18 protein-coding genes and 1 tRNA gene are annotated in these 22,490 nt (G+C 74.4%); 8 read left to right on the forward strand and 11 right to left on the reverse strand.

Annotation, left to right across the window (positions count from 1 at the left end; all coding sequences use genetic code 11):
- The first annotated feature begins 82 nt into the window (after positions 1-82).
- On the forward strand, positions 83-1,348 hold the full coding sequence (locus tag AC3CHW_RS05105; protein WP_488469691.1) for a PAC2 family protein: 1,266 nt from the start codon (positions 83-85) through the stop codon (positions 1,346-1,348).
- 111 nt (positions 1,349-1,459) lie between these two features.
- Here AC3CHW_RS05105 and mshC read toward each other — a convergent pair whose 3' ends face one another.
- From mshC to AC3CHW_RS05125, 4 genes are all read right to left on the reverse strand, one after another.
- Complete coding sequence (gene mshC / locus AC3CHW_RS05110; RefSeq protein WP_459247334.1) at positions 1,460-2,689, reverse strand: cysteine--1-D-myo-inosityl 2-amino-2-deoxy-alpha-D-glucopyranoside ligase; 1,230 nt, start codon at positions 2,687-2,689, stop codon at positions 1,460-1,462.
- A gap of 97 nt (positions 2,690-2,786) precedes the next feature.
- Positions 2,787-3,671 (reverse strand): SCO1664 family protein, encoded by an 885-nt coding sequence (locus tag AC3CHW_RS05115; RefSeq protein WP_488469692.1) that lies wholly within the window; start codon positions 3,669-3,671, stop codon positions 2,787-2,789.
- Entirely contained in the window at positions 3,635-4,225 is a 591-nt protein-coding gene (locus tag AC3CHW_RS05120; RefSeq protein WP_176164842.1) for a DUF3090 domain-containing protein, read from the reverse strand. Before AC3CHW_RS05120 ends, AC3CHW_RS05115 begins: the two co-directional genes overlap by 37 nt.
- Before the next feature lie 147 nt (positions 4,226-4,372).
- Complete coding sequence (locus AC3CHW_RS05125) at positions 4,373-5,074, reverse strand: histidine phosphatase family protein (protein WP_488469693.1); 702 nt, start codon at positions 5,072-5,074, stop codon at positions 4,373-4,375.
- Positions 5,075-5,138: 64 nt separating this feature from the next.
- Here AC3CHW_RS05125 and corA point away from each other — a divergent pair, with 64 nt between their 5' ends.
- Positions 5,139-6,131: a magnesium/cobalt transporter CorA gene (gene corA, locus AC3CHW_RS05130; protein WP_488470967.1), complete on the forward strand. Its 993-nt coding sequence runs from the start codon at positions 5,139-5,141 to the stop codon at positions 6,129-6,131.
- 57 nt (positions 6,132-6,188) lie between these two features.
- Here corA and AC3CHW_RS05135 read toward each other — a convergent pair whose 3' ends face one another.
- On the reverse strand, positions 6,189-6,974 hold the full coding sequence (locus AC3CHW_RS05135) for a ferritin-like domain-containing protein (protein ID WP_398611013.1): 786 nt from the start codon (positions 6,972-6,974) through the stop codon (positions 6,189-6,191).
- Between the two features lie 256 nt (positions 6,975-7,230).
- Positions 7,231-8,280 (reverse strand): LLM class F420-dependent oxidoreductase, encoded by a 1,050-nt coding sequence (locus tag AC3CHW_RS05140; protein WP_176166539.1) that lies wholly within the window; start codon positions 8,278-8,280, stop codon positions 7,231-7,233.
- Between the two features lie 127 nt (positions 8,281-8,407).
- On the opposite strand from AC3CHW_RS05140, the gene AC3CHW_RS05145 reads away from it, so the two are divergent.
- On the forward strand, positions 8,408-9,391 hold the full coding sequence (locus AC3CHW_RS05145) for an aldo/keto reductase (RefSeq protein WP_176164840.1): 984 nt from the start codon (positions 8,408-8,410) through the stop codon (positions 9,389-9,391).
- Positions 9,388-12,042: a helix-hairpin-helix domain-containing protein gene (locus AC3CHW_RS05150; protein ID WP_488469694.1), complete on the forward strand. Its 2,655-nt coding sequence runs from the start codon at positions 9,388-9,390 to the stop codon at positions 12,040-12,042. Before AC3CHW_RS05145 ends, AC3CHW_RS05150 begins: the two co-directional genes overlap by 4 nt.
- A gap of 169 nt (positions 12,043-12,211) precedes the next feature.
- Here the strand turns inward: AC3CHW_RS05150 and AC3CHW_RS05155 are convergent, their stop codons facing one another.
- Positions 12,212-12,889: a hypothetical protein gene (locus AC3CHW_RS05155; RefSeq protein ID WP_398610938.1), complete on the reverse strand. Its 678-nt coding sequence runs from the start codon at positions 12,887-12,889 to the stop codon at positions 12,212-12,214.
- Between the two features lie 47 nt (positions 12,890-12,936).
- Between AC3CHW_RS05155 and AC3CHW_RS05160 the strand changes: the two genes are divergently transcribed.
- Positions 12,937-13,125, forward strand: coding sequence for a DUF5703 family protein (locus AC3CHW_RS05160; RefSeq protein ID WP_018537156.1), 189 nt, complete (start codon positions 12,937-12,939; stop codon positions 13,123-13,125).
- Positions 13,126-13,250: 125 nt separating this feature from the next.
- On the opposite strand, the gene AC3CHW_RS05165 is transcribed toward AC3CHW_RS05160, so the two are convergent.
- The 3 genes from AC3CHW_RS05165 to AC3CHW_RS05175 all read right to left on the reverse strand — a co-directional run bounded on the left by AC3CHW_RS05165 (position 13,251) and on the right by AC3CHW_RS05175 (position 16,093).
- Complete coding sequence (locus AC3CHW_RS05165) at positions 13,251-14,177, reverse strand: chaplin (RefSeq protein WP_398610937.1); 927 nt, start codon at positions 14,175-14,177, stop codon at positions 13,251-13,253.
- Between the two features lie 141 nt (positions 14,178-14,318).
- Positions 14,319-14,552, reverse strand: a complete 234-nt coding sequence (chpH, locus tag AC3CHW_RS05170; RefSeq protein ID WP_398610936.1) for a chaplin ChpH — start codon at positions 14,550-14,552, stop codon at positions 14,319-14,321.
- Positions 14,553-14,755: 203 nt separating this feature from the next.
- Complete coding sequence (locus AC3CHW_RS05175; protein WP_176164835.1) at positions 14,756-16,093, reverse strand: M20/M25/M40 family metallo-hydrolase; 1,338 nt, start codon at positions 16,091-16,093, stop codon at positions 14,756-14,758.
- Between the two features lie 235 nt (positions 16,094-16,328).
- Here AC3CHW_RS05175 and AC3CHW_RS05180 point away from each other — a divergent pair.
- The 3 genes from AC3CHW_RS05180 to AC3CHW_RS05190 all read left to right on the forward strand — a co-directional run bounded on the left by AC3CHW_RS05180 (position 16,329) and on the right by AC3CHW_RS05190 (position 20,989).
- A tRNA-Leu gene (locus tag AC3CHW_RS05180) sits at positions 16,329-16,413 on the forward strand.
- A gap of 399 nt (positions 16,414-16,812) precedes the next feature.
- Positions 16,813-18,702, forward strand: a complete 1,890-nt coding sequence (locus AC3CHW_RS05185) for an MFS transporter (RefSeq protein ID WP_488469695.1) — start codon at positions 16,813-16,815, stop codon at positions 18,700-18,702.
- Between the two features lie 247 nt (positions 18,703-18,949).
- Complete coding sequence (locus AC3CHW_RS05190) at positions 18,950-20,989, forward strand: GTP-binding protein (RefSeq protein ID WP_488469696.1); 2,040 nt, start codon at positions 18,950-18,952, stop codon at positions 20,987-20,989.
- 126 nt (positions 20,990-21,115) lie between these two features.
- Here the strand turns inward: AC3CHW_RS05190 and AC3CHW_RS05195 are convergent, their stop codons facing one another.
- Positions 21,116-22,360: an MFS transporter gene (locus tag AC3CHW_RS05195; RefSeq protein WP_488469697.1), complete on the reverse strand. Its 1,245-nt coding sequence runs from the start codon at positions 22,358-22,360 to the stop codon at positions 21,116-21,118.
- Positions 22,361-22,490 lie beyond the last annotated feature (130 nt).

Consider the following 22,490-nt stretch of genomic DNA (forward strand, 5'->3'; position numbering starts at 1 on the left):
GAAGCCGTAGGCTTGGGGCCGCACGCAACGGAACTGGAACCGGCGGGGTCACCCGACCACCCCGGTCGGAAGGAGGCGCTGGGTGATCGAGCTTGAGGGGGTTCCCGAGCTGATCGACCCGGTCATGATCTGTGCCTTCGAGGGCTGGAACGACGCCGGAGACGCCGCCTCCACCGCGGTCGGGCACCTGGACCGGGAGTGGAAGGGCGAGGTCTTCGCGGCGCTCGACGCCGAGGACTACTACGACTTCCAGGTCAACCGGCCGACCGTGTGGCTGGACGGCGGGGTGCGTAAGGTCACCTGGCCGACCACCCGGCTCTCGGTGGTGCGGACCGGCGGCGACAAGCCGCGCGACCTCGTGCTGGTGCGGGGCATCGAGCCGAGCATGCGCTGGCGCTCGTTCTGCAACGAGATCCTGGGTTTCGCGCACGAGTTGGGCGTGGAGATGGTCGTGGTCCTCGGGGCACTGCTCGGCGACACCCCGCACACCCGGCCGGTGCCGGTCAGCGGCGTGACCTCGGACCCGGATCTGGCCCGCAGCCTCGACCTGGAGGAGTCCCGTTACGAGGGGCCGACCGGCATCGTCGGCATCCTCCAGGAGTCGTGCACGCATGCCGGCGTCCCGGCCGTGAGCCTGTGGGCGGCCGTGCCGCACTACGTCTCGCAGCCGCCCAACCCGAAGGCCACGCTGGCCCTGCTCAACCGGCTGGAGGACCTGCTGGAGCTGCGCATTCCGCTCGGCGAGCTGCCGGAGGACGCGCGAGCCTGGCAACTGGGCGTCGACCAGCTCGCCGCCGAGGACAGCGAGGTGGCCGAGTACGTGCAGTCGCTGGAGGAGGCACGGGACACGGCGGAGCTGCCGGAAGCGTCCGGCGAAGCCATCGCGCGCGAGTTCGAGCGCTACCTGCGGCGCCGGGACGGACAGCCGGGGCCCGGCGGGCACGCCAGCGACTCCGGCGTCGCCGACAGCCGCGACTCGTATCTGCGCGACCCCGGCAGCGGCCGGGCGCGCCCGACCAGGTCGACCGCGCGGGACGAACCCCGGGACGAACCCCGGGAGGAGTCCTCCGACGCGGCGAAGGCCGAGCCGGACGGGGCCGCCGCCACCGGCGACGGCCGACCGGCGGGCAGGGCGAAGCCCCGGGGTGAGGAAGCCGGGAAGGCCGAGCGGGCCGAGGGCCGCGCGGAGGGCGAGGCGGAGCGGGCCAGGCGGGGCGAGGCCGAGGAGGGCAAGCCCGAGCAGGGGCCCGACCAGGACGCGGGCCGCGAGACCGACGGGGCCGGCGGGTCCGGCGGGTCCGGCGGGCCCGACAAGGACGCGGGCGACGAGGCCGACGGCGACGCCTGAGTCCGGGCCGCGCCCCGGCTCGGGCGAGCGCGCGGGGCTGACGCGAGGAGGGTGGGTGGTGGGCCGTGGCCCACCACCCACCCTCCTCGCACGTCGCCGTGGCGGCAGCCGCTACAGCGCCACGCCCAGGAGCGCGTCCACGGCGCGCGAGACCACGCCGGGCGCGCCCTCGTCCGTGCCGCCCGTGGTGGCCTGGCGCTCGGCCCAACGGTCCACCGCCGCGAGGGCGGTCGGCGCGTCGAGGTCGTCGGCCAGGGCCGCGCGCACCTCGTCGACCAGGTCGTCGGCCGGCGGGCCGTCCGGGCGGGAGACGGCGGCGCGCCAGCGGTCCAGCCGCTCCCGCGCCTCGGTCAGCACGCCGTCCGTCCACTCCCAGTCGGCGCGGTAGTGGTGCGCGAGCAGCGCCAGCCGGATCGCGGCCGGGTCCACGCCGTCGCGCCGGAGCTGTGAGACGAAGACCAGGTTGCCCTTGGACTTGGACATCTTCGCGCCATTGAGGGCGACCATGCCGGCGTGCACGTACGCCTTGGCGAAGGGGTGCTCGCCGGTCAGCACCTGGGCGTGCGACGCGCCCATCTCGTGGTGCGGGAACGCCAGGTCGGACCCGCCGCCCTGCACGTCGAAGCCCATGCCCAGGTGTTCGAGGGCGATGGCCACGCACTCGATGTGCCAGCCGGGGCGGCCGGGGCCGAGCGAGGCCCCGTCCCAGCTCGGCTCGCCGGGGCGGGCGGCCATCCACAGCATCGGGTCGAGCGGGTTCTTCTTGCCGGGGCGGTCCGGGTCGCCGCCGCGCTCGGCGGAGAGCAGGCGCATGGCGTGCGCGTCGAGGCCCGAGACGCCGCCGAACGCGGGGTCGGACTCGACGGAGAAGTAGATGTCGCCCTCCACCTCGTAGGCGGCGCCGAGCTCGCGCAGCCGCTCCACCAGCGGGACGATGCGCGGGATGGACTCGACCGCGCCGATGTACTGGCGCGGGGGCAGGATCCGCAGGGCGGTCATGTCCTCGCGGAAGAGGGCCGTCTCCCGCTCGGCGAGCGCGGTCCAGTCGTCGCCGTTGGCCACCGCGCGCTCCAACAGGGGATCGTCGATGTCGGTGACGTTCTGGACGTAGTGCACCTGCCGCTTGGTGTCGAGCCACACGCGCTGAACGAGGTCGAACGCGTTGTAGGTCGCCGCGTGTCCCAGGTGGGTGGCGTCGTACGGCGTGATGCCGCAGACGTAGATACGGGCGACGGGGCCGGGGTCGATGGCTATCGACGCTCCGGTCGCGGTGTCGTGAATCCGGAGGTCGCGGCCCTTGCCGGGCAGGGCGGGAACCTCAGAAGCGGGCCAGGCATACATGACATGAGCGTAACCGGACGCGGCATCCGGCTACGAACCGGTTCGGGTGTCTTGGCGCGATAGGCGGTCTTGCCGACCCGCCCCGTGACGTGCTGCGTCAGACCGGGGGCCAGGGGATCGCGGGCCACTGGCCGCTGGGTTCGGGGTGTTTGCCGCTCCGCAGCAGATCGGCTATTCGGCCGCGCAGCGCGTCCAACTCGGCCGTGGTGATCAGCTCCGCCATGCGGGCGGCCAGCGGCCGAGACTCGGCCAGGTCGGCCGAAAGTCGCCGTAGTACCTGGCGGGCCTCCTCGGGCAGCGGCTCCCCCGCCCAGCCCCACAGCAGGGTGCGGAGCTTGTCCTGCGCGTGGAAGGTGACCCCGTGGTCGATGGCGTACACCGCGCCGTCCGCGGTGGGCAGCAGGTGCCCGCCCTTGCGGTCGCCGTTGTTGATGACCGCGTCGAGCACCGCGAGCCGCCGCAGCCGCGGGTCGTCGGCGTGCACGAGCAGCGCGGTGCGCCCCTGCCCCACGTCCGCGTGGCCGACCGCCTTCCAGCCGGGCCCCGGCTCGCCGCCCTCGACGAGCGCGAGCAGTTGCGGGCCCGGGGTGTCGCTGTCGCCGTCCGCGGTCTCGATCCACAGCTGGCACATGCCCTCGCCGTACGGGCCCTCGCGCAGCACCGTCGGCGGGATCAGGCCCCACCCGGTGGCCTCGGAGACCTCGTACGCGGCGACCTCGCGTCGGGCGAGGTTGCCGTCGGGGAAGTCCCACAGCGGCTGCTCGCCCGCCACCGGCTTGTAGACGCACTCCAGGCTGTGCCCGCGGTGGGTGACCGTGCACCACAGCACGGCGTTGGACGCGTCGGTCACCTGGCCGCGCACCGTCAGCTCGCCGGCGGCCAGCACCTCGCGCGGCGACGGCGCGTCCGCCACCGAGCGGTCCGCGGACGCCGCCGGTCGGGGCGTCAGGCCCCCCTGCGGTAGCCGTTCTGGCGCGGGCATACGTGTCCCTCCGGGTCGAGCGGCAGACTGCACAGCGGGCACGGCGGGCGGCCGGCGTTGACGACCTCCAGGGCGCGCTTGGCGAACGCCCGGGCCATGGTGCCGGTGAGCCGCACCCGAAGCATCGGCGGCCCGTTCACATCGTCCTGCAGCAGCCGTTCCTCGGCCTCGGCCAGGTCCTCGTCGGTGTCGGCCTCCAGCTCGACGAGGGCCTGCGCCTCCACCACCATGCGCTGTTCCTCGCCGTCCCAGGCCAGCGCCATGGTCCCGACCCGGAACTCCTCCTCGACCGGGGCGTCCAGCGGCGCCGTGTCGGTCATCTCGGCGGGCGCGACGGCCGGCACCGGCGCATTGCCCCCGGTGCGCCGCACGACCTCGTCGAGCAGCTCGTCGATCCGCTCGGCCAACGCCTCGACCTGGGCCTTTTCCAGCGCGACGCTGGTGGTGCGACCGGCCGCCGTCGCCTGCAGGAAGAAGGTACGGCGGCCAGGCAGCCCGACCGTACCGGCGACGAAGCGGTCCGGCGGGTCATAGAGGAACACCTGACGGGACAACGTCCTGCTCCAGTTTTGTTCGACGGTTCGGCTTGCGGTGGTGCTGCGACGGCCGGTGCGGCCCGGCCGCGGTGGGCCGCTGGGTCCGCCGTCCTGGGTGCCAGGACCACGGTCTCATGCGCGGAACCACCCTACTGCGCGCGGAGATCACGGTGCCCCCGCGCCACCCCCCACCGCGGCGTCCCCGCTCGCGCCCTGCTCCTCGTCCGGTCGCGGCGCGATCCCCGCGAGGTCGCCGGTGTCGCCGAGCCGGAGCAGGAAGGGGCGCAGCCGGGTGTAGCGGATGGCGGTCACGGAGCAGGGCTCGACGGAGATCCGTTGGAAGAGGTCGAGGTGCATGCCGAGGGCGTCGGCGACGAGCGACTTGATGATGTCGCCGTGCGAGCACATGACGTAGAGGGCGTCCTCGCCGTGCTCGGCGGCGACCCGGGCGTTCCAGTCGCGCACCGCGTCCACGGCCCGGTTCTGCATGCCCCGCATCGTCTCGCCGTCGGGCCCCGGAAACTCGGCCGCCGACGGGTGCCGCTGCACGACCTCCATCATCGGTTCGCCGGCCAGCTCCGCGAGCTTGCGGCCGGTCCAGTCGCCGTAGTGGCACTCGCCGATCCGCTCGTCGGTGTGCATGCGCAGGCCGGGGCGGGCGGCGACCAGCGGCGCCAGCGTCTCCTGGCAGCGTGGCAGTGGGCTGCACACGGCGGTGGCCAGCGGCAGTTCCGCCAGGCGTGCGGGCAGGCCGGCGGCCTGGGCCAGGCCCCGCCCGTCGAGCGTCACACCGGGCGCCCAGCCGGCGAGGACTCCCGAGGTGTTGGCGGTGGACCGGCCGTGCCGGATCAGGATCAGCGTGGGCATGCCTGAAAGCGTACGACCTGCCTCGTGAGCACTCACCATGCATATCTGACGCAGGGCGGGAAGAATTCCCGGGGTGATCGTGGACTGTGCCATCTACCGCGACGGGCGCCGCACACCGGGGCCCGCCGACTTCTCCGACGCCATCCAGGAGGCGCGGGCGAGAGGTAACGCGTTCTTGTGGATCGGCCTGTACGAGCCGACCGCGGCCGAGTTCGACCAGGTCACCAGCGAGTTCGGGCTGCACCCGCTGGCCGTGGAGGACGCGCTGCGCGCCCACCAGCGACCCAAGCTGGAGGTGTACGACGACTCGCTGTTCCTGGTGCTCAAGCCGATCCAGTACGACGAGGAGACCACGGCGGTGATCACCGGGGAGGTGATGATCTTCATCGGCGACTGCTTCGTGGTGACCGTGCGGCACGGCGAGGCCAACCCGCTGGGCAGCGTGCGCAGCCGCCTCGAGCGGACCCCGGACGTGCTGCAACACGGCCCGACCGCGGTGATGTACGCCGTCTCGGACGCGGTCGTCGACCACTACCTGGAGGTCGCCGACGCGCTCCACACCGACCTGGACACGCTGGAGGCCGAGGTCTTCACGCCCGACGGCGCGGGCAGGGGCGACTCGGCCGGCCGGATCTACGCCTTCAAGCGCAAGGTGCTGGAGTTCCGGCGGGCCACCGCTCCGCTCACCGAGCCGATGGCGCGGCTCGCGGGCGCCACCGTCCCCTTCGTGCACCGCCACTCGCAGCCGTTCTTCCGCGACGTCAGCGACCACCTGACGCGCACCAACGACCACGTGGACAACCTCGACCGGTTGCTGTCCGACATCCTGGCGGCGCACCTGGCGCAGATGGGCGTGCGGCAGAACGACGACATGCGCAAGATCTCCGCGTGGGCCGCGATGGCCGCCGTGCCCACCATGGTCGCCGGGGTCTACGGCATGAACTTCGACCACATGCCGGAGTTGCGGCAGACGTGGGGTTACCCCACCGTCCTCGTGCTGCTGGTGGTCTCGATGGTCGTGCTGCACCGGCTGTTCAAGCGGCGCGGCTGGTTGTGAGGCCGGGCGCCGCCGGGACGGCCGGCGGCCCGGCCGGGCGGGCGTCCGCGCGCCGGGTCAGGCGAACTCGGGCGCCGTCGCGGGCCCGCCCAGCGCGTCGCGCCGCTCGGGCATCCGCAGGGAGACCATGCGCCGCCAGCCGCCGGCCGCCTCGTACCCGTACATCCCGTGCACGCCCGCGGCCAGCAGCGCGCTCCTGGCCCTCGGCCAGCCCAGCAGGCGTCCCATGTGGCCCATCACCGCGAGGCTCACCCCGCGGTGGACCCGGATCTCCGCGCGGGCGCTCTTCCGCAGCAGGGCCTGGATCATGCGGCCGTAGCCGGCCGCGGCCAGGCGGAGCAACTCCTCGTGGCAGTAGGCGAGGTGGTTGTCCTCGTCGTCGGAGATCATGCTGACCGCGCGGCCGACGTCGGGGTGGTCGGCGAAGTGCCTGCGCAGCAGCCGCATCTGCTCGGAGGCGCGCTGCTCGGTGACCCGGCTGTGGGCGAGGTAGGCGACGATGTCGCGCTCGGTCAGCGGTTCGTCGCGGCGCAGCTTGTCGTGCGCGAGGCCGATGCCCTGGCGTTCGAGGAGCATCGTGTAGTCGGTCTCGGGCGGCACGGCCACCGGTTCCAGGCCGCGCTTGCGCAGCAGGGCCCGGAAGATGCGGCCGTGCTTGTCCTCGTCCGCGCCGTGCCGGGCGATCTTCGCCGTCATCGCGCGCTCCCGCTCGGGCACGAGCGCGGCGATGCGGGCGTTCTCCCAGCCGCCCTGGGACTCGCCGCTGGCCGCGATGGAGCAGAAGAGCCGGAAGGAGTCGTCGTTGTCGAGGATCTCCTGGAAGACACCGCGGGCCGAGAGCATGATCGCCACCTCCGTCGAGCGACACGCGACACATGCGTGGAGAACCAGTCGAATGCCGCGTGCCATGGGGGGCAACAGGTGCCGTGGGCGTCTGGGCCACTCGGGTGACGGGACGGCCCCTCGGGGCCCGTAACCGCGCCGCCGGGTGGGGCGTTGTCCTCCGTGACGGCCGTGGCGGGGAAGACCCCCGAGCCCCCACCACGGCCGCGACCTCTTCTCCGGTTTTCCGGTTTTCCGGCCCTCGCCGCCGCGGGGCTCAGGCCAGGCCGGCGCGCTCCAGCGCCTCGACGCCCGCCCGCAGGCCGGCGACCCGCTCCTCCAGCGTGAAGCCCGCGGGCGCCAGCGACAGCGTGGTCACCCCGGCCTCGGCGTAGGCCCGCATCCGGTCGGCGATCCGCTCGACGGGTCCGACCAGCGCGGTGGCGTCGATCAGCTCGTGCGGCACGGCGGCGGCGGCGCCGTTCTTGTCGCCGGCGAGGTACTTCTCCTGGATCTCGGCCGCGGCCTGCTCGTACCCCATGCGCTGGGCGAGCTTGTTGTAGAAGTTCTGCTTGGCGCTGCCCATGCCGCCCACGTACAGCGCGGTGTACGGGCGGAACTGGTCGGCCAGCGCCCGTACGTCATCGCCGACGGCCAGCGGAACGGTGGGCACCAGGTCGAACCCGGTCAGGTCCTTGCCCACCTTGGCGCGGCCCGCCCGCAGCGCGCCCAGCGTGGTCTCCTCGGCGTGCTCGGGGGCGAAGAAGACCAGCAGCGCGCCGTCGGCGATCTCGCCGGTCTGCTCCAGGTTCTTCGGGCCGATGGCGGCGATGTAGAGCGGGATGCGCTCGCGCACCGGGTGCACGGTCAGCTTGAGGGCCTTGCCGGGGCCGTCCGGCAGCGGCAGCGTCCAGTGCTGGCCCTCGTGGCGCAGCGGCGTACGCTCCATCGCCTTGCGGATGATCTCCACGTACTCGCGGGTGCGGGCCAGCGGCTTGTCGAACCTCACGCCGTACCAGCCCTCGGAGACCTGCGGGCCCGAGACGCCGAGGCCGAGCCGGAACCGGCCGCCGGAGAGCGAGTCCAGGGTGGCGGCGGTCATGGCGGTCATCGCGGGGGTGCGCGCCGGGATCTGGAAGATGGCCGAGCCGACGTCGATCCGCTCGGTCTGCGCGGCGACCCAGGAGAGCACGGTGGCCACGTCGGACCCGTACGCCTCGGCCGCCCAGCACACGGAGTACCCGAGCCGATCCGCCTCCTGCGCGACGGCGAGGTTGTCCGCGTCCATTCCCGCACCCCAGTAGCCGAGGTTGATACCGAGCCGCATGCCACTCCCCTTACCCATCAGTAACGTCCCTACGGCGGGGACTCTAGCGCGCATATGTCCACCGCGGCAGTGTTGGCTTATCCACAGGCCACCACGGGCCGTGGCCAGGCCAGTAATGTCAGCCCTCATGGAGCAGAGGCACCTCGGCCGTACGGGCCTGCGCGTATCCCGGATCGGGCTCGGCACGCTCACCTGGGGCCGGGACACCGACGAGCACGACGCGGCGGACCAGCTCAAGACGTTCTGGGACGCGGGCGGCACGCTCGTGGACACCGCCGACGTGTACGCCGACGGCAGCGCCGAGTACCTGCTGGGCCAGTTGCTCGACGGCCTGGTGCCGCGCCGCGACCTGCTCATCGCGACCAAGGCGGGCAGCGTGCCCGATCCGGACCGCCGCTTCGACGGCTCCCGTGGCCACCTGCTGGCGGCCCTCGACGCCTCGCTCGAACGCCTGGGGACCGACTACGTGGACCTGTGGCAAATCCACGCGTACGACGCGACGACCCCCCTTGAGGAGACCCTGCAGGCCCTGGACATCGCGGTCAGCAGCGGCCGGGCGCGCTACGCCGGGGTGTCCAACTTCTGCGGCTGGCAGCTCGCCAAGGCGGCCACCTGGCAACTCGCGTCGGCGGGCCCGCGGACCCGGCTGGCCAGCACGCAGATGGAGTACTCGCTGCTCCAGCGCGGCATCGAGCGCGAGGTGCTGCCCGCCGCCCTGGACCTCGGCATCGGGCTGCTGCCGTCCTCGCCGCTGGGCCGGGGCGTGCTGACGGGCAAGTACCGGCACGCGACCCCGGCGGACTCGCGGGGCGCGTCGGAGCACATGGCGCCGTTCGTCGCCCCGTACCTGGACGACGCGGCCAGCCGGATCGTCGACGCGGTCTCGATCGCCGCCGACGGGCTGGCCGCCACCGCGCTCCAGGTGGCCCTCGCCTGGGTGCGGGACCGCCCGGGAGTGGCCGCCCCGATCGTCGGCGCGCGCACCGCGCAGCAGCTCAGGGCGGCTTTGTCAGTGGAGGCGCTTACGCTTCCAGACGAGATTTGCCAGGCGCTGGACGACGTCTCAGCGCCCGTGCACCGCTATCCCGATCACGACTGGAGCACGCTGTGAGTTCCGACCGCCCCGCGGGCGAGGCCGCCTCCCCCACCGCGGGAGACCCCGCACCGCGCGAGGACGCCACCGCTCCGGCCCCCTCGCCGGACCACCCCGAGGCCCCCGCGGACCCGGCCCCCGCGACGGCTCCGCGAGGCCAGGCCGAGCGGCCCGGCGAGCCCGAAGCGGACGAGGCCACGGCCGACCCGGACACCACGGCGGACCAGCGACCGGCGCCGCCATCCGAGGCGGAGCCGGCGGGCGAGGCCGACGAGCCGCCACATGAGGCGGAGCCGACGAGCGAGGCCGACGCGCGACCGCGCGAGGCGGGCGAAGTGAGCGAGGCGGGCCCGGAGGCGGGACCCGCCGCCGAGGCCACGGGCGGCGCGCGGGTCGCGGCGCCGAGCGAGGGCGAGGCCGCCGCCGGTGGGTCCGCCGGCGGCGGGAAGCGGTCGGCCGCGGCCGAGGCGCTGGCCGCCGCGGTGCGCGCCGTCGAGCGGGGCGAGGCCGACGCCGCCTCGTTCTTCACCAGCGCGCGAGGCCGGTCGGCGGCGGCCCGACCCGGCGGCGCGCGGCCGGACTCCCCCGGCCACGCCGCGCCGACGTCGGGCGCCCCGCAGGCGGCCACCCCGCACGCCGCCGGTCCCGCGGGTCCGGCCGGCGGCGTCCCGACGGCCCCGTCGGGTGGCGCCGGCTCGGGCGGAGCGCCTGCTTCCGGGCCGGCCCCGACCGCCACGGCGGGGGCGCCGGCCGCTGCCGGATCCGGAGCCGGCCCGTCCGGCGTCGGCTCACCGGCCGGTGGTGCGCGGGTGCCGTCGACGGGCGCCGCGGGCGGGCCGGCGGAGCTGGACGAGATGCGCCAGGTGCTGGCCGCCGGCGGCGCGCCACCGCACCTCGCCGAACAGGTCGTACGGGCCCTGGGCGAGGGGGCCGGCCCCGTCCTGCGGGACGATCCGTGGCAGTTGCTCGCCGTCCCCGGGGTGCGCCCCGAGCAGGCGGACGGCTTCGCGCGGGCCCTGCTCGGCCCGGACTGCGGCCCGGGTGACGAGCGCCGCTCCCGGGCGCTGGTCACCTGGCTGTTGGAGCGCGCGGCGCTCGAAGGCCACACGGCCCGCGAGTCGGCCACGCTGCGCGACGCGCTCGCCCAGCACGCCGTGCCGGACCCGGACGAGGCCCTGCGCGACGCCGTGGCGGAGGGCGTGGTGCTGGTCTTCCAGGACGCCCTGGAGACCCCGGGGGCGGCCCCGGCCACCGAGGACGACGAGGCCGAACAGCCGGTCCGGGTGCTGCTGGGCCTCGACCGGTACGCACTGGCCGAGGAGAGCCTGGCCGACGGCCTGGCCCGAGTGATCAACACCTTCGAACCGGACGCCGCCGCCGACTCCACGCCCGGCGCGCGGCCCGAGACCGACGCGGCCCCCGAGAGCGACGCGGCTCGCGAGAGCGACGCTGAGCCCGAGGCGGAGGCGGCCGGCCCGGCGCCCGACTGGGAGGCGCTCGCCGACGCCGCCCCCTCGCCGTCGGCCGTCGAGTTGGTCAGGGCCGCCGCGGGGCACGGGCTCGTGACGCACAGCGGGGGTGAGAGCGCCCGGGCCGAGGCCGTGGCCCTGGTCGCCGCCGCGCACGCGCGCGGCCTGCGCGCCTACGCCGCCGCGCACACGGACGACGGCCGCCGGCGGCTCGGCGCGGCGCTGGCGGACAGCGGCCTGCCCACCGCGCTGGCGGTCACGGTCGCCGGGCTGCTCGCCGGGGCCGAGGGGCCCGGGCGGGACGCGGACGGCGCCTTCCGGCTCGACCTGCTCGCCGTCCTCGACGCCCCCCAGCTCGACGTGGAGGCCGCCGCGGCGCTGGTCGAGTCGCTGCCGGACGGCGTGCGGCTGGTGCTCAGCGGCGACCCGGGGGTCCTGTGGTCGGCGGGCGCCGGCCGGGTCTTCGCCGACGTGGTGGCCGCCCGCGCCTGCCCGCAGGTGGTCTCCCGCACGCCCGACCCCGGCCCGATCGGCGAGTTGGTCTCCGGCATCGGCATCGGCGAGCTCTCGCAGGTGGAGGCACCGGGCAAGGAAGTGGTGATCGTGCCCGTGCGGGACGCGGGCGACGCCGTGCACCGCACCGTGCAGTTGGTCGCGGACTCGGTGCCACGGGCGATCGGCGTACCGGTGCCCGACATCCAGGTCATCACCGTCGGGCACGGCGGCGCGGTCGGTACCCGGGCGCTCAACGCCGCCCTCAAGGAGCGCCTCAACCCCGGCCCCGGCCGGTTCGGCGGCTTCGACCCGGGCGACCGGGTCGCGTACGCGGCGGCCCCGGGGCGCACCGTGACGGGCACGGTGACCGCGGCCGAGCCCGACGGGCTGCGCCTCGACTGCGGGGGCGAGGACGTCCTCGTGCCGCGGGCCCGGGTCGCCGACACCCTGCGGCCCGGCTGGGCGGTCACGGCCCACCAGGCGGCCGGCTGGCGCTGGCCCGCGACCGTCGTCGTCCTCCCCGGGGACGCGGGCCCGCTGCTCACCCGGGCCTGGGTCTACACGGCGTTCAGCCGTGGCGAGCGGCACCTGTCCGTGGTCCACGGCGCCGGCCCGGCCCTGCCGCACGCGGTGGCCGAGGTCCCGGCCGCCGAGCGTACGACGCGCCTGCGAGCCCTGCTGCGGGCCCAGAACGCGACGGCCTGACCCGCGCGACGCACCGCCGGGCGGCGCGCAGCGCCTGGGGCCGCCCCGGCGAGCCGCCGCGAAGGCCCGTCCCGGCCGCCCGGCCGGGCCCCCGATTCGCCGGGGGCCCGGTGCGGCTGGGCTGGCTCGTGCGGGGCGGCTCGTGCGGGGCCGGCTCGTGCGGGGCGGGTCAGGGCTCGGGGTCGATGAGCTCCAGGTCGTCGTCGGCGTCGTCGGGCTCCTCGTCGAAGACCGCGCTCACGTCGAAGCGGCACACGATCCGCTGCGGGTCCGCGTGGTCGAACGGCGCCGCCAGCCACTCCCCCGGGTCGGCGGGCTCGTCCGCGGCGGCCACCCAGAGCGTGGAATCGCCCTCCTCAAGGCCGAACTCCTTGTGCCGGGAGGCGATTTCATCGGGTTCGTACTCGCCGAAGAGAACGCCGAGCGCGGCGTGCACGCTGCTGCCGACGGCCGCCGCCGCGCCCTTGCCGGGCAGGCCGTTGCCGGACGCCCCGTCCGGGTCCAGGTCGGCGATCCGCTGGGCCTGCGAGAGCAGCCGCTGCGGCTCCGCCACCGCGTAGTCCCGGCGGATCAGCACGCTGAGGGCGCTCGGTTCCTCCGGCCCGTCGTACGCCGGCAGGGAGTCGTCGCCGGGGATCTCGAAGGGCGTGACTTCGTCGTACGCGTCGTAGAGGAGTTCGTCATAGGTCTCGGCAGCCGCGGCCAGTTCGTTGAACGCGGCGTAGACGGCCGGGTCGTCCCCGCCGACCCGCCGCTCGACGGCATCGAGGTGCCGGTCCAGTGCGGCTTTGACCGCTTCGGCGGCGGCGCGTACCTCGGCAGCGGATGGCTGCGCAGCATCAGACATAGGGCAGACGCTATCCGTACCAGGCCAGTTCCCGCACAATAGATGCGATGCCGGAATACGAATTCTGCGATGTGTATGTGCCTCGGGGGGTTTCCCGCAAGGCCGCGACCCGCTTGCTGACCGACCATGCCGAGTACGGACACTGGGAGTTGGACCGCCTACGGCTCAACCCCGACGGCAGCCGCAGGGTGCGGCTGCGCCGCCGGATCATCCGGCAACTCCGCGCTACCTGGTAGAGCGGCGCGGGCCCCGTACGGACGGGGCCCGCGCCGCTCACGAGCCGTGCCTGCCGGCGGGCGACGCCCGCCCGGGGCGCCGGCGTGCTCGGTCGACCAGCACCGGACGCCGGGCGCCTCGGCCGCTAGGCGGTGCGGGTGGTGCGGGCCCTGCGGTAGAGCACCGTGCCGGCGAGCAGCAGGCCGGCGCTGGCGGGCAGGGCGATGGCCAGGGTCCCGGCGCCCGTCTCGGCGAGTTGCTCGGCGGTCTCGGCGACCACCCGCTCGACGGGTCCGGCGGAGCGCTCGGAGCGGGACGCGGGCAGTTCCTCGCCACGCTCCATGTGCGTCTCGGTCCCCGACGGCGTCTCGACCCGCGGTGCCGGCGGTTGCTCGGCGCGCGGCTTCTCCGTGGGCCCCGGCTTGTCCCCGGGCTCGGGCCGCGGCTCGGGCTTCGGCTGCGGCTTCGGCGACGTCACCTCCTCGCGCTCACGCTCGCGCTCGCGCGTGGGCGGCTGGTGCGCCTCCTCGTGGGAGGCGGGGCCGGTCACGTTGCCGCACTTGTTGCGGACAGCCGGGTTCAACAGTCCGACGACGTTGACGGTGTTGCCGCACACGTTCGCCGGCACGTGCACCGGCACCTGGGCGTTGTTGCCCGAGCCGATGCCGGGCGAGCCGTGCGCCCCGCCGACCGCCTGGGCTCCCCCGCCGGAGCGGGTGATCTCGCGGCGCTCACCCGAGGCGCCCTTCCCCGCGGGCTTGGGCTGCCGGGCTCCGGTGGCCTTGCCGGCGTCGCCCGCCCGGCCCGCGTTGCTCTTGGCGGCGTGGCCGTCCACGTTGGCGCACCTGTTGCCGACGGCCGGGTTGAGCGCACCGACGACGTCGACGGTGTTGCCGCACGCGTTGATCGGGACGTGCACAGGTACCTGCACGTTGTTGCCCGACAGGACGCCCGGTGAGTTCGAACTGGAGCCGTGTGCGGCCGAGTCCGCGTGTGCGTAGCCGCCTGCCACGGCGAGCACGCCGCCGGCTGCGGCCATGGTGATCAGGCCCTTCTTCGCGACCTGTCGCATAGGTTTGGTTCCCCTGATTCTTGCCGTCCGGAATACGCGAGTGCGTGACCGCGCCCGCGCCAATGCCCAGCGGCCCCGGAGTGCATGGCGCGCACTCCGGGGCCGCCCGGGTCTCACCCCCTACGGGAGTGAGTCATCACGTCACTTGTTGATGCAGGTGTTGCCCACGGCGGGGTTCAGCAGCCCGATCACGGAGACCGTGTTACCGCACACGTTCACCGGCACGTGGACAGGCACCTGGACGTTGTTGCCCGACACCACGCCGGGAGAGCCGACAGCGGCACCCTGGGCGCCCGAGTCGGCGGCGGCAACGCCCGCGCCAGCGAGCAGCAGGCCACCAGTGGCAGCCGCAGCGGCGACGACCTTCTTGATCATTCTTCCTCCTTGTTGGCAATGCGGCCCCAGCCGCGGACCGCACACCCTGTAACGAAGAGGAGGTAATCGAGCAACGCGTCAAACAGGGCGTTCACTCTTCTCAGTTAACGCCCCGAGCGTCACTTGCGGAACGCACCGATGCCGGACCCACCGGTGCCGTCCCGTCAGCGGTCGCCGCCCACGCCGTGGGCGGCGACCCGCGCTCAGCAGGCGTCGATGAACCGGTCGAGCACCCGGACGCCGAACTTGAGCCCGTCCACCGGAACCCGCTCGTCCACGCCGTGGAACATGCCGGCGAAGTCCAGCTCCGGCGGGAGCTTGAGCGGCGCGAAGCCGAAGCCACGGATGCCCAGGTCGTCGAAGGACTTGGCGTCCGTGCCGGCCGACAGGCAGTAGGGCACGGCCCGCGCGATGGGGTCCTCGGCGCGCAGCGCCGTCTGCATGGCCTCGACCAGTGCCCCGTCGAAGGTGGTCTCCAGGGCCTTGTCCGCGTGCACGTCCTCGCGCTTGACCCGCGGCCCCAGGATGCGGTCGAGGTCGGCGAGGAACTCCTCCTCGAACCCCGGCAGGAAGCGGCCGTCCACGTGGGCGGTGGCCTGCCCGGGGATCACGTTGACCTTGTAACCGGAGCCGAGCATGGTCGGGTTGGCGGTGTTCCGCAGCGTCGCCCCGATGATCTTCGCGAGGCTGCCGAGCTTCTCCAGCGTGGCGTCCATGTCCTCGGGGTCGAGCGGTACGCCCAGGGCATCGGAGAGCTCGTCCAGGAAGGAGCGGACGGTCTTGGTGACCCGTACCGGGAACTCGTGCCGGCCCAGCCGGGCCACCGCCTCGCTCAGTTCGGTGATCGCGTTGTCCTTGTGGATCATCGACCCGTGGCCCGCCGTGCCGTCCACGGTGAGCTTCATCCAGTGCATGCCCTTCTGGGCCGTCTCCACCAGGTAGAGCCGCAGGTTCTCGTTGACGGTCAGCGAGAAGCCGCCGACCTCGCTGATCGCCTCGTTGACGCCCTCGAAGAGGCCGGGGTGCTTGTCCACCAGGTAGCGCGCCCCGTACGTGCCGCCCGCCTCCTCGTCCGCGAGGAAGGCGAGAACGATGTCGCGCGGGGGCTTGCGCCCGGTGCGCAGCCGGTCGCGCACGACCGCGAGGGTCATCGCGTCCATGTCCTTCATGTCCACGGCGCCGCGGCCCCAGACGCAGCCGTCGGCGATCTCCCCGGAGAAGGGGTCGTGCGTCCAGTCGGCGGCGTTGGCCGGGACGACGTCGGTGTGCCCGTGGATCAGCAGTGCGGGGCGCGAGGGGTCCTCGCCCTCGATGCGCGCGACGGTGGAGGCCCGCCCCGGGTGCGACTCGAAGATCTGTGGCTCCAGGCCGACCTCGGCGAGCTTCTCCGCGACGTACTCGGCGGCGGCGCGCTCACCGGGTCCGGAGTGGTCGCCGTAGTTGCTGGTATCGATGCGGATCAGGTCCCGGCACAGGTCGACGACCTCATTCTCACCGGTGACGGTGGTGGAACCGGTCCCTGCCGGGTTCGACTCGCTCACGCTGCCTCCTCGTCGTTCGTGACGCCGCGCGCTGCCCGCCCCCGGGCGGGAGCCACCCGTGGCGTGGTCCACCGTCCATACTCCCGCGCCGGCCCGCCCAGCCCAAGGCGGTAATGCCGCTGACACGTCCTCGTCACACCCCTCCGGGGGCGACCGGCCGTGTGATCGAGCACGCCTGGATGTTTGCTATGGTTTTCCACGTCGGAACGGGCACCGCCCAGCCGACAGACACCTGGTCCGGGTGGCGGAATGGCAGACGCGCTAGCTTGAGGTGCTAGTGCCCTTTATCGGGCGTGGGGGTTCAAGTCCCCCCTCGGACACTCGCGAGAACCCCAGTTGAACTGGGGTTTTTCTGCTTTTCGGGCACCAGTGTGCCCCGCCGTGTGACCAGCGGCCGGGCGGAGCGGGCGGCCGGGCCTGGTCGCCCGGAGCCCCGGCCACGGCGGTGCGGAGATCTCCTACGCCCGGGGTCGGCCCCTGGCGACGGGACCGTCCTTCGGGGTCGCCGTCGTGCCAGGTGGGCCGGTGCGGGGCGGTGCCCGGCGGTGGGCCGGTGGGCCTGCCGGGGGTAACCGGGGCGCTCGTCCGGCGAGTTGTCGCCGGGCGGCGCTGTGCTAGCGTCGAAGGCCGCCTTGAAGCCGGAATCGGTGCGGCGGGTCCCGGGGGGACCGGGTCGATGACAAGGGAAGACCTCGGGGAAGACTGGGGAGAGAACCGCAGTGACCACCGACGGCCCGGCCCGGGCCGACGCCAGCGACGGCGATGCCGCCGCCGATATGACCACGACGGGTAATCAGCCGATCAGTCAGCGCGACACCGCCGCGCGTACCCACGGGCTGGGCGCGCGGGTGGGAGCCGGTGTGATGCGCCTCATGTCGCACCCGGTGGGCGCCTCACTGGCACTGGCCGCGGTGCTGCACCTGCTGTGGGTGCTGTTGATCGCCAACAGCGGTGGCGACCTCGCCGCGCAGGACGCGTGGGCGACGTTCGCGACGGAGCACCCGGGGTACGCGTACAACTTCGCCTGGTTCGGCGGCATGCACCCGGTCTCGTACAGCGTCATCTCGCCCTACCTGATGGCGGGGATCGGCGTGCGGACCACGATGGTGATCGCCGGCACGCTCTCCGCCGGGCTCATCGCGCTGCTGCTGGTGCGCAGCCGTGCCGTGCGGCGGCCGATGCTGCCCGCGCTGTACGGGGCGGTGGCGCTGACCTTCAACGCGGCCTCGGGGCGGGTGACGTTCGGGCTTGGCCTGATGTTCGGTCTCGCCGCGGTCGCGGTGGTCTTCGCCTGGCCGCGCCGGTGGCGCGGCGCGCGCTGGTCGCACCGGCTGACGCGGGGCGGGGCGGCGGCGCTGCTGTCCGCGCTCGCGACCATGGCCAGCCCGGTGGCCGGGCTGTACGTGGGCATCGTGGCCGCCGCGCTGTGGCTGACCAAGCGGCGGCTGGCCGCCTACGCGCTCGGCGTGACGCCGTCGGTGGTGGTGGCGCTGTCGGCCTGGTTGTTCCCGTTCTCGGGGACGATGCCGATGAACTTCTCCTCGACGTTCGTGCCGTTCCTCAGCGCCGCTGCGGCGTACTTCTTCGCGCCGAAGAAGTGGCGCACGGTGCGGGTGGCCGCGCTGCTGTACGGGCTCGCGGTGGTGTTGGTCTGGGCGATCCCCTCGCAGATCGGGTCCAACATCACCCGGTTCGGCATGATCTTCGGCGGTGTGGTGCTGCTCGCGATGGTGCCGCCGTTCGCGATGCCGCGGCTGAGCCTGTCGCGGGCGCTGAGCCGCAAGTGGGCGGCGCTGACGGTGGCCATCGCGGTGGTCACCATCGGGCAGGCTTCCCAGTCGACCGCCGACGTCATCAAGACCACGCCGTCGCAGTCCTGGTCGCGCGAGTTGGAGCCGCTGCTCGACCAGTTGGACCGGGCGGGCGCGGAGCGCGGTCGGGTCGAGGTGATCCCCGCCCGCAGCCACGTCGAGTCCTCCACCATCGCCCCGCACTACAACCTGGCCCGCGGCTGGAACCGGCAGGCGGACAAGGGGCGCAACCCGATCTTCTACGAGGAGGGGCGGCTCACCCCGGACAGCTACCGCGCCTGGCTCGGGCGGTGGGCGGTGCACTTCGTCGTGCTGCCGACCAAGGACCGGCTCGACGGGGCGGGCGAGGCAGAGGCCGAACTCGTGGCCGCCGGCCAGCCGTACCTGGACGAGGTGTGGTCCGACGCGAACTGGAAGCTGTACCGGGTCAAGGACCCCACGCCGCTGGCCGACGGCGCGGCCACCGTGCGGCGGGCGGCGGCCGAGGAGCTGACCGTCGAGGTGTCCAAGCCGGGCCCGGTCCTGCTGCGCGTCCCGTACTCGCCCTGGCTCGGCCTGATAGACGGCGAGGGCAAGAACGTGGAGCCGCCGCGCGCCGGCGCGGACGGCTCGCCTCCGGTGAACGTCGAGGGCTGCCTGACCAAGGAGGTCCAGGAGACGCCGGAGGGTGAGCCGGAGGACGAGTGGACGGTGCTGCACGCACCGGCGCCCGGCACGTACCACATCGGCGGGCGCTACAAGTTCCCGCGTGGGACGGCCTGCCCGGACGGGCTGCTGGAGGCCCGGTCGAACCGGTAGCGGCGGTCGGCGCGGCCAGGCGGAGCAGGAGTGGGAAGTGAGCGGGGCCCCGTGCGCGGGGCCCCTTTCGCGTTGCCGGGGGTGGAGCCGGGGCGTAAATCGGGTGCCTGGTGGGGTGGGGCGGTGTCAGAATGCGCCGGCGTCCCCGTCCGGCGGGCGCGGCACTTCCAAGGAGCGAAGATGCGGCGAGTTCTCGGAATCTCCCAGGTCCCCTATCTGACGAGTGTTTCCGAGGACTTCGCCACCCATGACCACCCTGAACATCGGCATCCTGGCCCACGTTGACGCGGGCAAGACCAGTCTGACCGAGCGGCTGCTGTTCGACGCCGGCAGCATCGATCGGCTCGGCAGCGTGGACGCCGGGGACACCCAGACCGACACCGGCGCCATCGAGCGCCAGCGCGGCATCACCGTACGGGCGGCCGTCGCGCCCTTCCTGGTGGGCGACCACCAGGTGAACGTGATCGACACTCCGGGGCACCCGGACTTCATCGCCGAGGTGGAGCGGGCGCTCGCGGTGCTCGACGGGGCGGTGCTCGTGCTCTCCGCGGTGGAGGGGGTGCAGCCGCAGACCCGCGTCCTGATGCGGACGCTGCGCGCGCTCCGCCTGCCCACCCTGGTGTTCGTCAACAAGATCGACCGTACCGGCGCGCGCGAGGGCCAGTTGCTCGCGGACATCCGTCGCAAGCTGTCGCCGCGGGTCGTGGCGTTGAGCGAGGTGCGGGACGCGGGGAGCCGGCGGGCCCGTGCCGAGCCGCGTGCGCTGGAGTCGGCCGCCGTCGCGGCGGAGCTGGCCGAGGTGCTGGCCGAGCACGACGAGGGGCTGTTGGCGCGGCTCGTGGACGGCGGGGAGCCGCCGTCGCCCGACGAGGTGCGCGCGGCGCTGGTCGCGCAGACGGCCGCCGGTCTGGCGCACCCGCTCTACTTCGGCTCGGCGCTGACCGGGCAGGGCGTGGCCGCGCTGGTCGAGGGCATCGTGGGGCTGTTGCCGACGGCGCCCGGGCCGCGGGCCGGGGAGGCGGTGCGGGGCACGGTCTTCGCCATCGAGCGCGGCGCGGGCGGCGCGAAGGTGTGTTACGTACGGATGCGCGCCGGGTCCCTGCGGCGTGGTCAGCGGGTGAGCCTGCACCGCGCCGGGCCGGGCGGTGGGGCCGTGGAACGGCCGGGCCGCGTCACCGCGTTGGAGGTCGTCAGGGCGGCGCCCACGCGGCCCGGGGTGGCCGGGCGGGGCCGGGGCGACGGGTCGTGCGCCATGGACGGCGGTGACATCGCGCGGGTGTGGGGGCTGGCCGAGGCGCGGGTGGGCGACCAGCTCGGGCACCCCGCCGCGACGGGCGCGGGCACGCCGCCGGTGGCCGCCTTCCGGTTTCCGCCGCCGACCCTGGAGGCGGTGGCCGTGCCGCGCGAGCCGGGGCAGGGTCCTCGGCTGCACGCCGCGCTGACGGCGCTCGCCGACCAGGACCCGCTGATCGGCGCGCGCACGGTGCCGGGTCGGGGCACGGCGGTACTGCTCTACGGGGAGGTGCAGAAGGAGGTCATCGCGGCGACGCTCAGCCGCGACTTCGGCGTCGAGGCGGAGTTCGAGCCGAGCCGGGTGCGCTACCTGGAGCGGCCGGTCGGCCGGGCGGAGGCGTACGAGGGGATGGGCGACCGCGAGGAGACGCTGTTCTGGGCGTCCGTGGGGCTGCGCGTGGAGCCCGGGGAGCCGGGGTCGGGCGTGAGCTACCGCCTCGGGGTCGAGCTGGGCTCGCTGCCGCTGGCCTTCCACCGCGCGGTGGAGTCGGCCGTGCGGGACACCCTGGAGCAGGGGGTGCACGGGTGGCCGGTGACCGACTGCGTGGTCACGTTGTACCGGTGCGGCTTCAACAGCGTGATGAGCACGGCCGCCGACTTCCGCAAGCTGACGCCGCTGGTGCTGATGCGGGCCGTCGCCGAGGCGGGCTGCCGGGTCTACGAGCCGTACCACGCCTTCGAGTTGGAGCTTCCGCGGGCGGACCTGCCGGCGGCGTTGGCGCTGCTCGCGGCGCGGGGGGCCGAGGTCGTGGAGTCGGGACCCGACACCACGGGCGGGGCCGGGGCGTGGCGCGTGCGCGGGGCGTTGCCCGCGCGGGCGGTGGACGCGGTCCAGCGGCGGCTGCCGGGGCTGACGGGTGGCGAGGGGGTCTGGTGGTCGCGCCCGTCGGGCGACCGGGCGGTGTCCGGGGCGGTGCCGCGCCGCGCGCGTACGGACGGCGATCCGCTGGACCGCGCCGCCTATCTGCGGCACCTGGCGCTGCGCGAGCGGTAGGCGTACGGGGGCGGCCCGGGGCCCGGGCCGCCGGCGCGGGGCACGGGTGTGCGGGGCGTGGGTGTGCCGGGGGCCGGTGGGCCGGGGCAGGCCGGTGTGCGGGGGCCGGCGTGCGGGGGCCGGTGGTCAGGCGTCGGTGCGGGTCGGTGTCGGCTCGGGGCGTGGCGGGTGGGGGGCGCGGGGCAGCAGGAGGGGGGTGGCCAGGGCGAGCAGGCCCGCGACGGTGAGGGCGGTGCGCGGGTCGGTGTGGCTCGCGAGCAGGCCGCCGAGGGCGGTGCACAGGGCGATGGCCGCCTGCTGGCCGATGGACCAGGCCGACAGGGTGCGGGCGACGAGGTGCCCGGGGGTGTGTGCGAGCCGGTAGGTGGCGAGGACCGGGGTGTACAGGCTCATGTTGACGATGATCGCCAGCTCGATGGCGATCACGGTGACCAGGCCGGCGACGCCGGGGCCGACGAAGGCCAGGCCGATCAGCCAGACGACGCGCAGGGTGCCGACGGTCCGGAAGACGGCGTGCTGGCCGTGGCGGGTCACGACCCGGTGGGCCAGCCGGGAGCCGACGAGGCCGCCGAGGCAGGGGGCGGCGAAGGCGAGGGCGTACTGCCAGGGGGCGAACCCGAGGCCGCGCAGGAGGAGCACGGCCAGCAGCGGTTCGGTGGCCATGACGAGGCCGGCGACGAGGAGGTTGTTGAGGTAGAGCGCCCGCAGGACGGGCTCGGCCGCGATGTGGTGCCAGCCGTCCAGGACGGTGCCCGCGCGCGGTGGGCCCGGGGTGGCGGGGCGCGGCGGCTGTTCCCGGCCGCCCGTCGCGGTGACGCACAGCGCGGACAGGAGGTAGCTGACCGCGTCGGCGACCACGGTGGCGACCGGGCCGAACAGGCCGATCGCGGCCCCGCCCAGCGGTGGCCCGACCGCGATGGAGCTCCAGTTCGTGGACTCGAACCGGGCGTTGGCCACGAGCAGGTCGGCCGGCCGGAGCAGGGTCTTGAGGTAGGCGCCGCTGGCCGCGTTGAAGGCGATCCTGGTGGCGGCGACCACGGCCGAGACCACCAGGAGTTGGGCCAGGCTCAGCCAGCCGACGGCGTAGCCGACCGGGATCGTGGCCAAGGCCGCGCACCGGACCAGGTCCATCGCGATCATGACGGGGCGCTTGCGCCGGAACTCCACCCACGGTGCGAGCGGCACCGCGAGCAGGGCGCCCACCGCTGGCCCGACCGCGGACAGCGCGGACACCTCGGCGGGGCTGGCCTCCAACACCAGCACGGCGATCAGCGGGAGGGCCCCGAAGCCCAGCCCCGACCCGTAGGCGCTCATCGCGTACGCCGCCCACAGCCAGCCGAAGCGTCGGCCCAGCCGTCTCGCGCCCACCATGGTCCGCGCGCCCCTTGAGGTCTCGACCCAACAAACCGACGTTGCCGCGAGAGAGCTAAGCGAGACGCTCCACCGCAGGTCAAACAACTGCCCTGGGGGCGACTCACAACCGTTCGTTGTTCATTAGGGT

The sequence above is a fragment of the Streptomyces sp. MGP-BFMKR1 genome (assembly GCF_057766585.1).

Coding starts and splice junctions, on each gene's coding strand:
- mshC (WP_459247334.1), bottom strand. CDS start 2,689: ATGTATGCCTGGCCCGCTTCTGAGGTTCCCGCCCTGCCCGGCAAGGGC.
- AC3CHW_RS05115 (WP_488469692.1), bottom strand. CDS start 3,671: ATGCCCGCGCCAGAACGGCTACCGCAGGGGGGCCTGACGCCCCGACCG.
- AC3CHW_RS05125 (WP_488469693.1), bottom strand. CDS start 5,074: ATGCCCACGCTGATCCTGATCCGGCACGGCCGGTCCACCGCCAACACC.
- AC3CHW_RS05135 (WP_398611013.1), bottom strand. CDS start 6,974: ATGCTCTCGGCCCGCGGTGTCTTCCAGGAGATCCTCGACAACGACGAC.
- AC3CHW_RS05140 (WP_176166539.1), bottom strand. CDS start 8,280: ATGCGGCTCGGTATCAACCTCGGCTACTGGGGTGCGGGAATGGACGCG.
- AC3CHW_RS05145 (WP_176164840.1), top strand. CDS start 8,408: ATGGAGCAGAGGCACCTCGGCCGTACGGGCCTGCGCGTATCCCGGATC.
- AC3CHW_RS05155 (WP_398610938.1), bottom strand. CDS start 12,889: ATGTCTGATGCTGCGCAGCCATCCGCTGCCGAGGTACGCGCCGCCGCC.
- AC3CHW_RS05160 (WP_018537156.1), top strand. CDS start 12,937: ATGCCGGAATACGAATTCTGCGATGTGTATGTGCCTCGGGGGGTTTCC.
- AC3CHW_RS05165 (WP_398610937.1), bottom strand. CDS start 14,177: ATGCGACAGGTCGCGAAGAAGGGCCTGATCACCATGGCCGCAGCCGGC.
- chpH (WP_398610936.1), bottom strand. CDS start 14,552: ATGATCAAGAAGGTCGTCGCCGCTGCGGCTGCCACTGGTGGCCTGCTG.
- AC3CHW_RS05190 (WP_488469696.1), top strand. CDS start 18,950: ATGACCACCCTGAACATCGGCATCCTGGCCCACGTTGACGCGGGCAAG.
- AC3CHW_RS05195 (WP_488469697.1), bottom strand. CDS start 22,360: ATGGTGGGCGCGAGACGGCTGGGCCGACGCTTCGGCTGGCTGTGGGCG.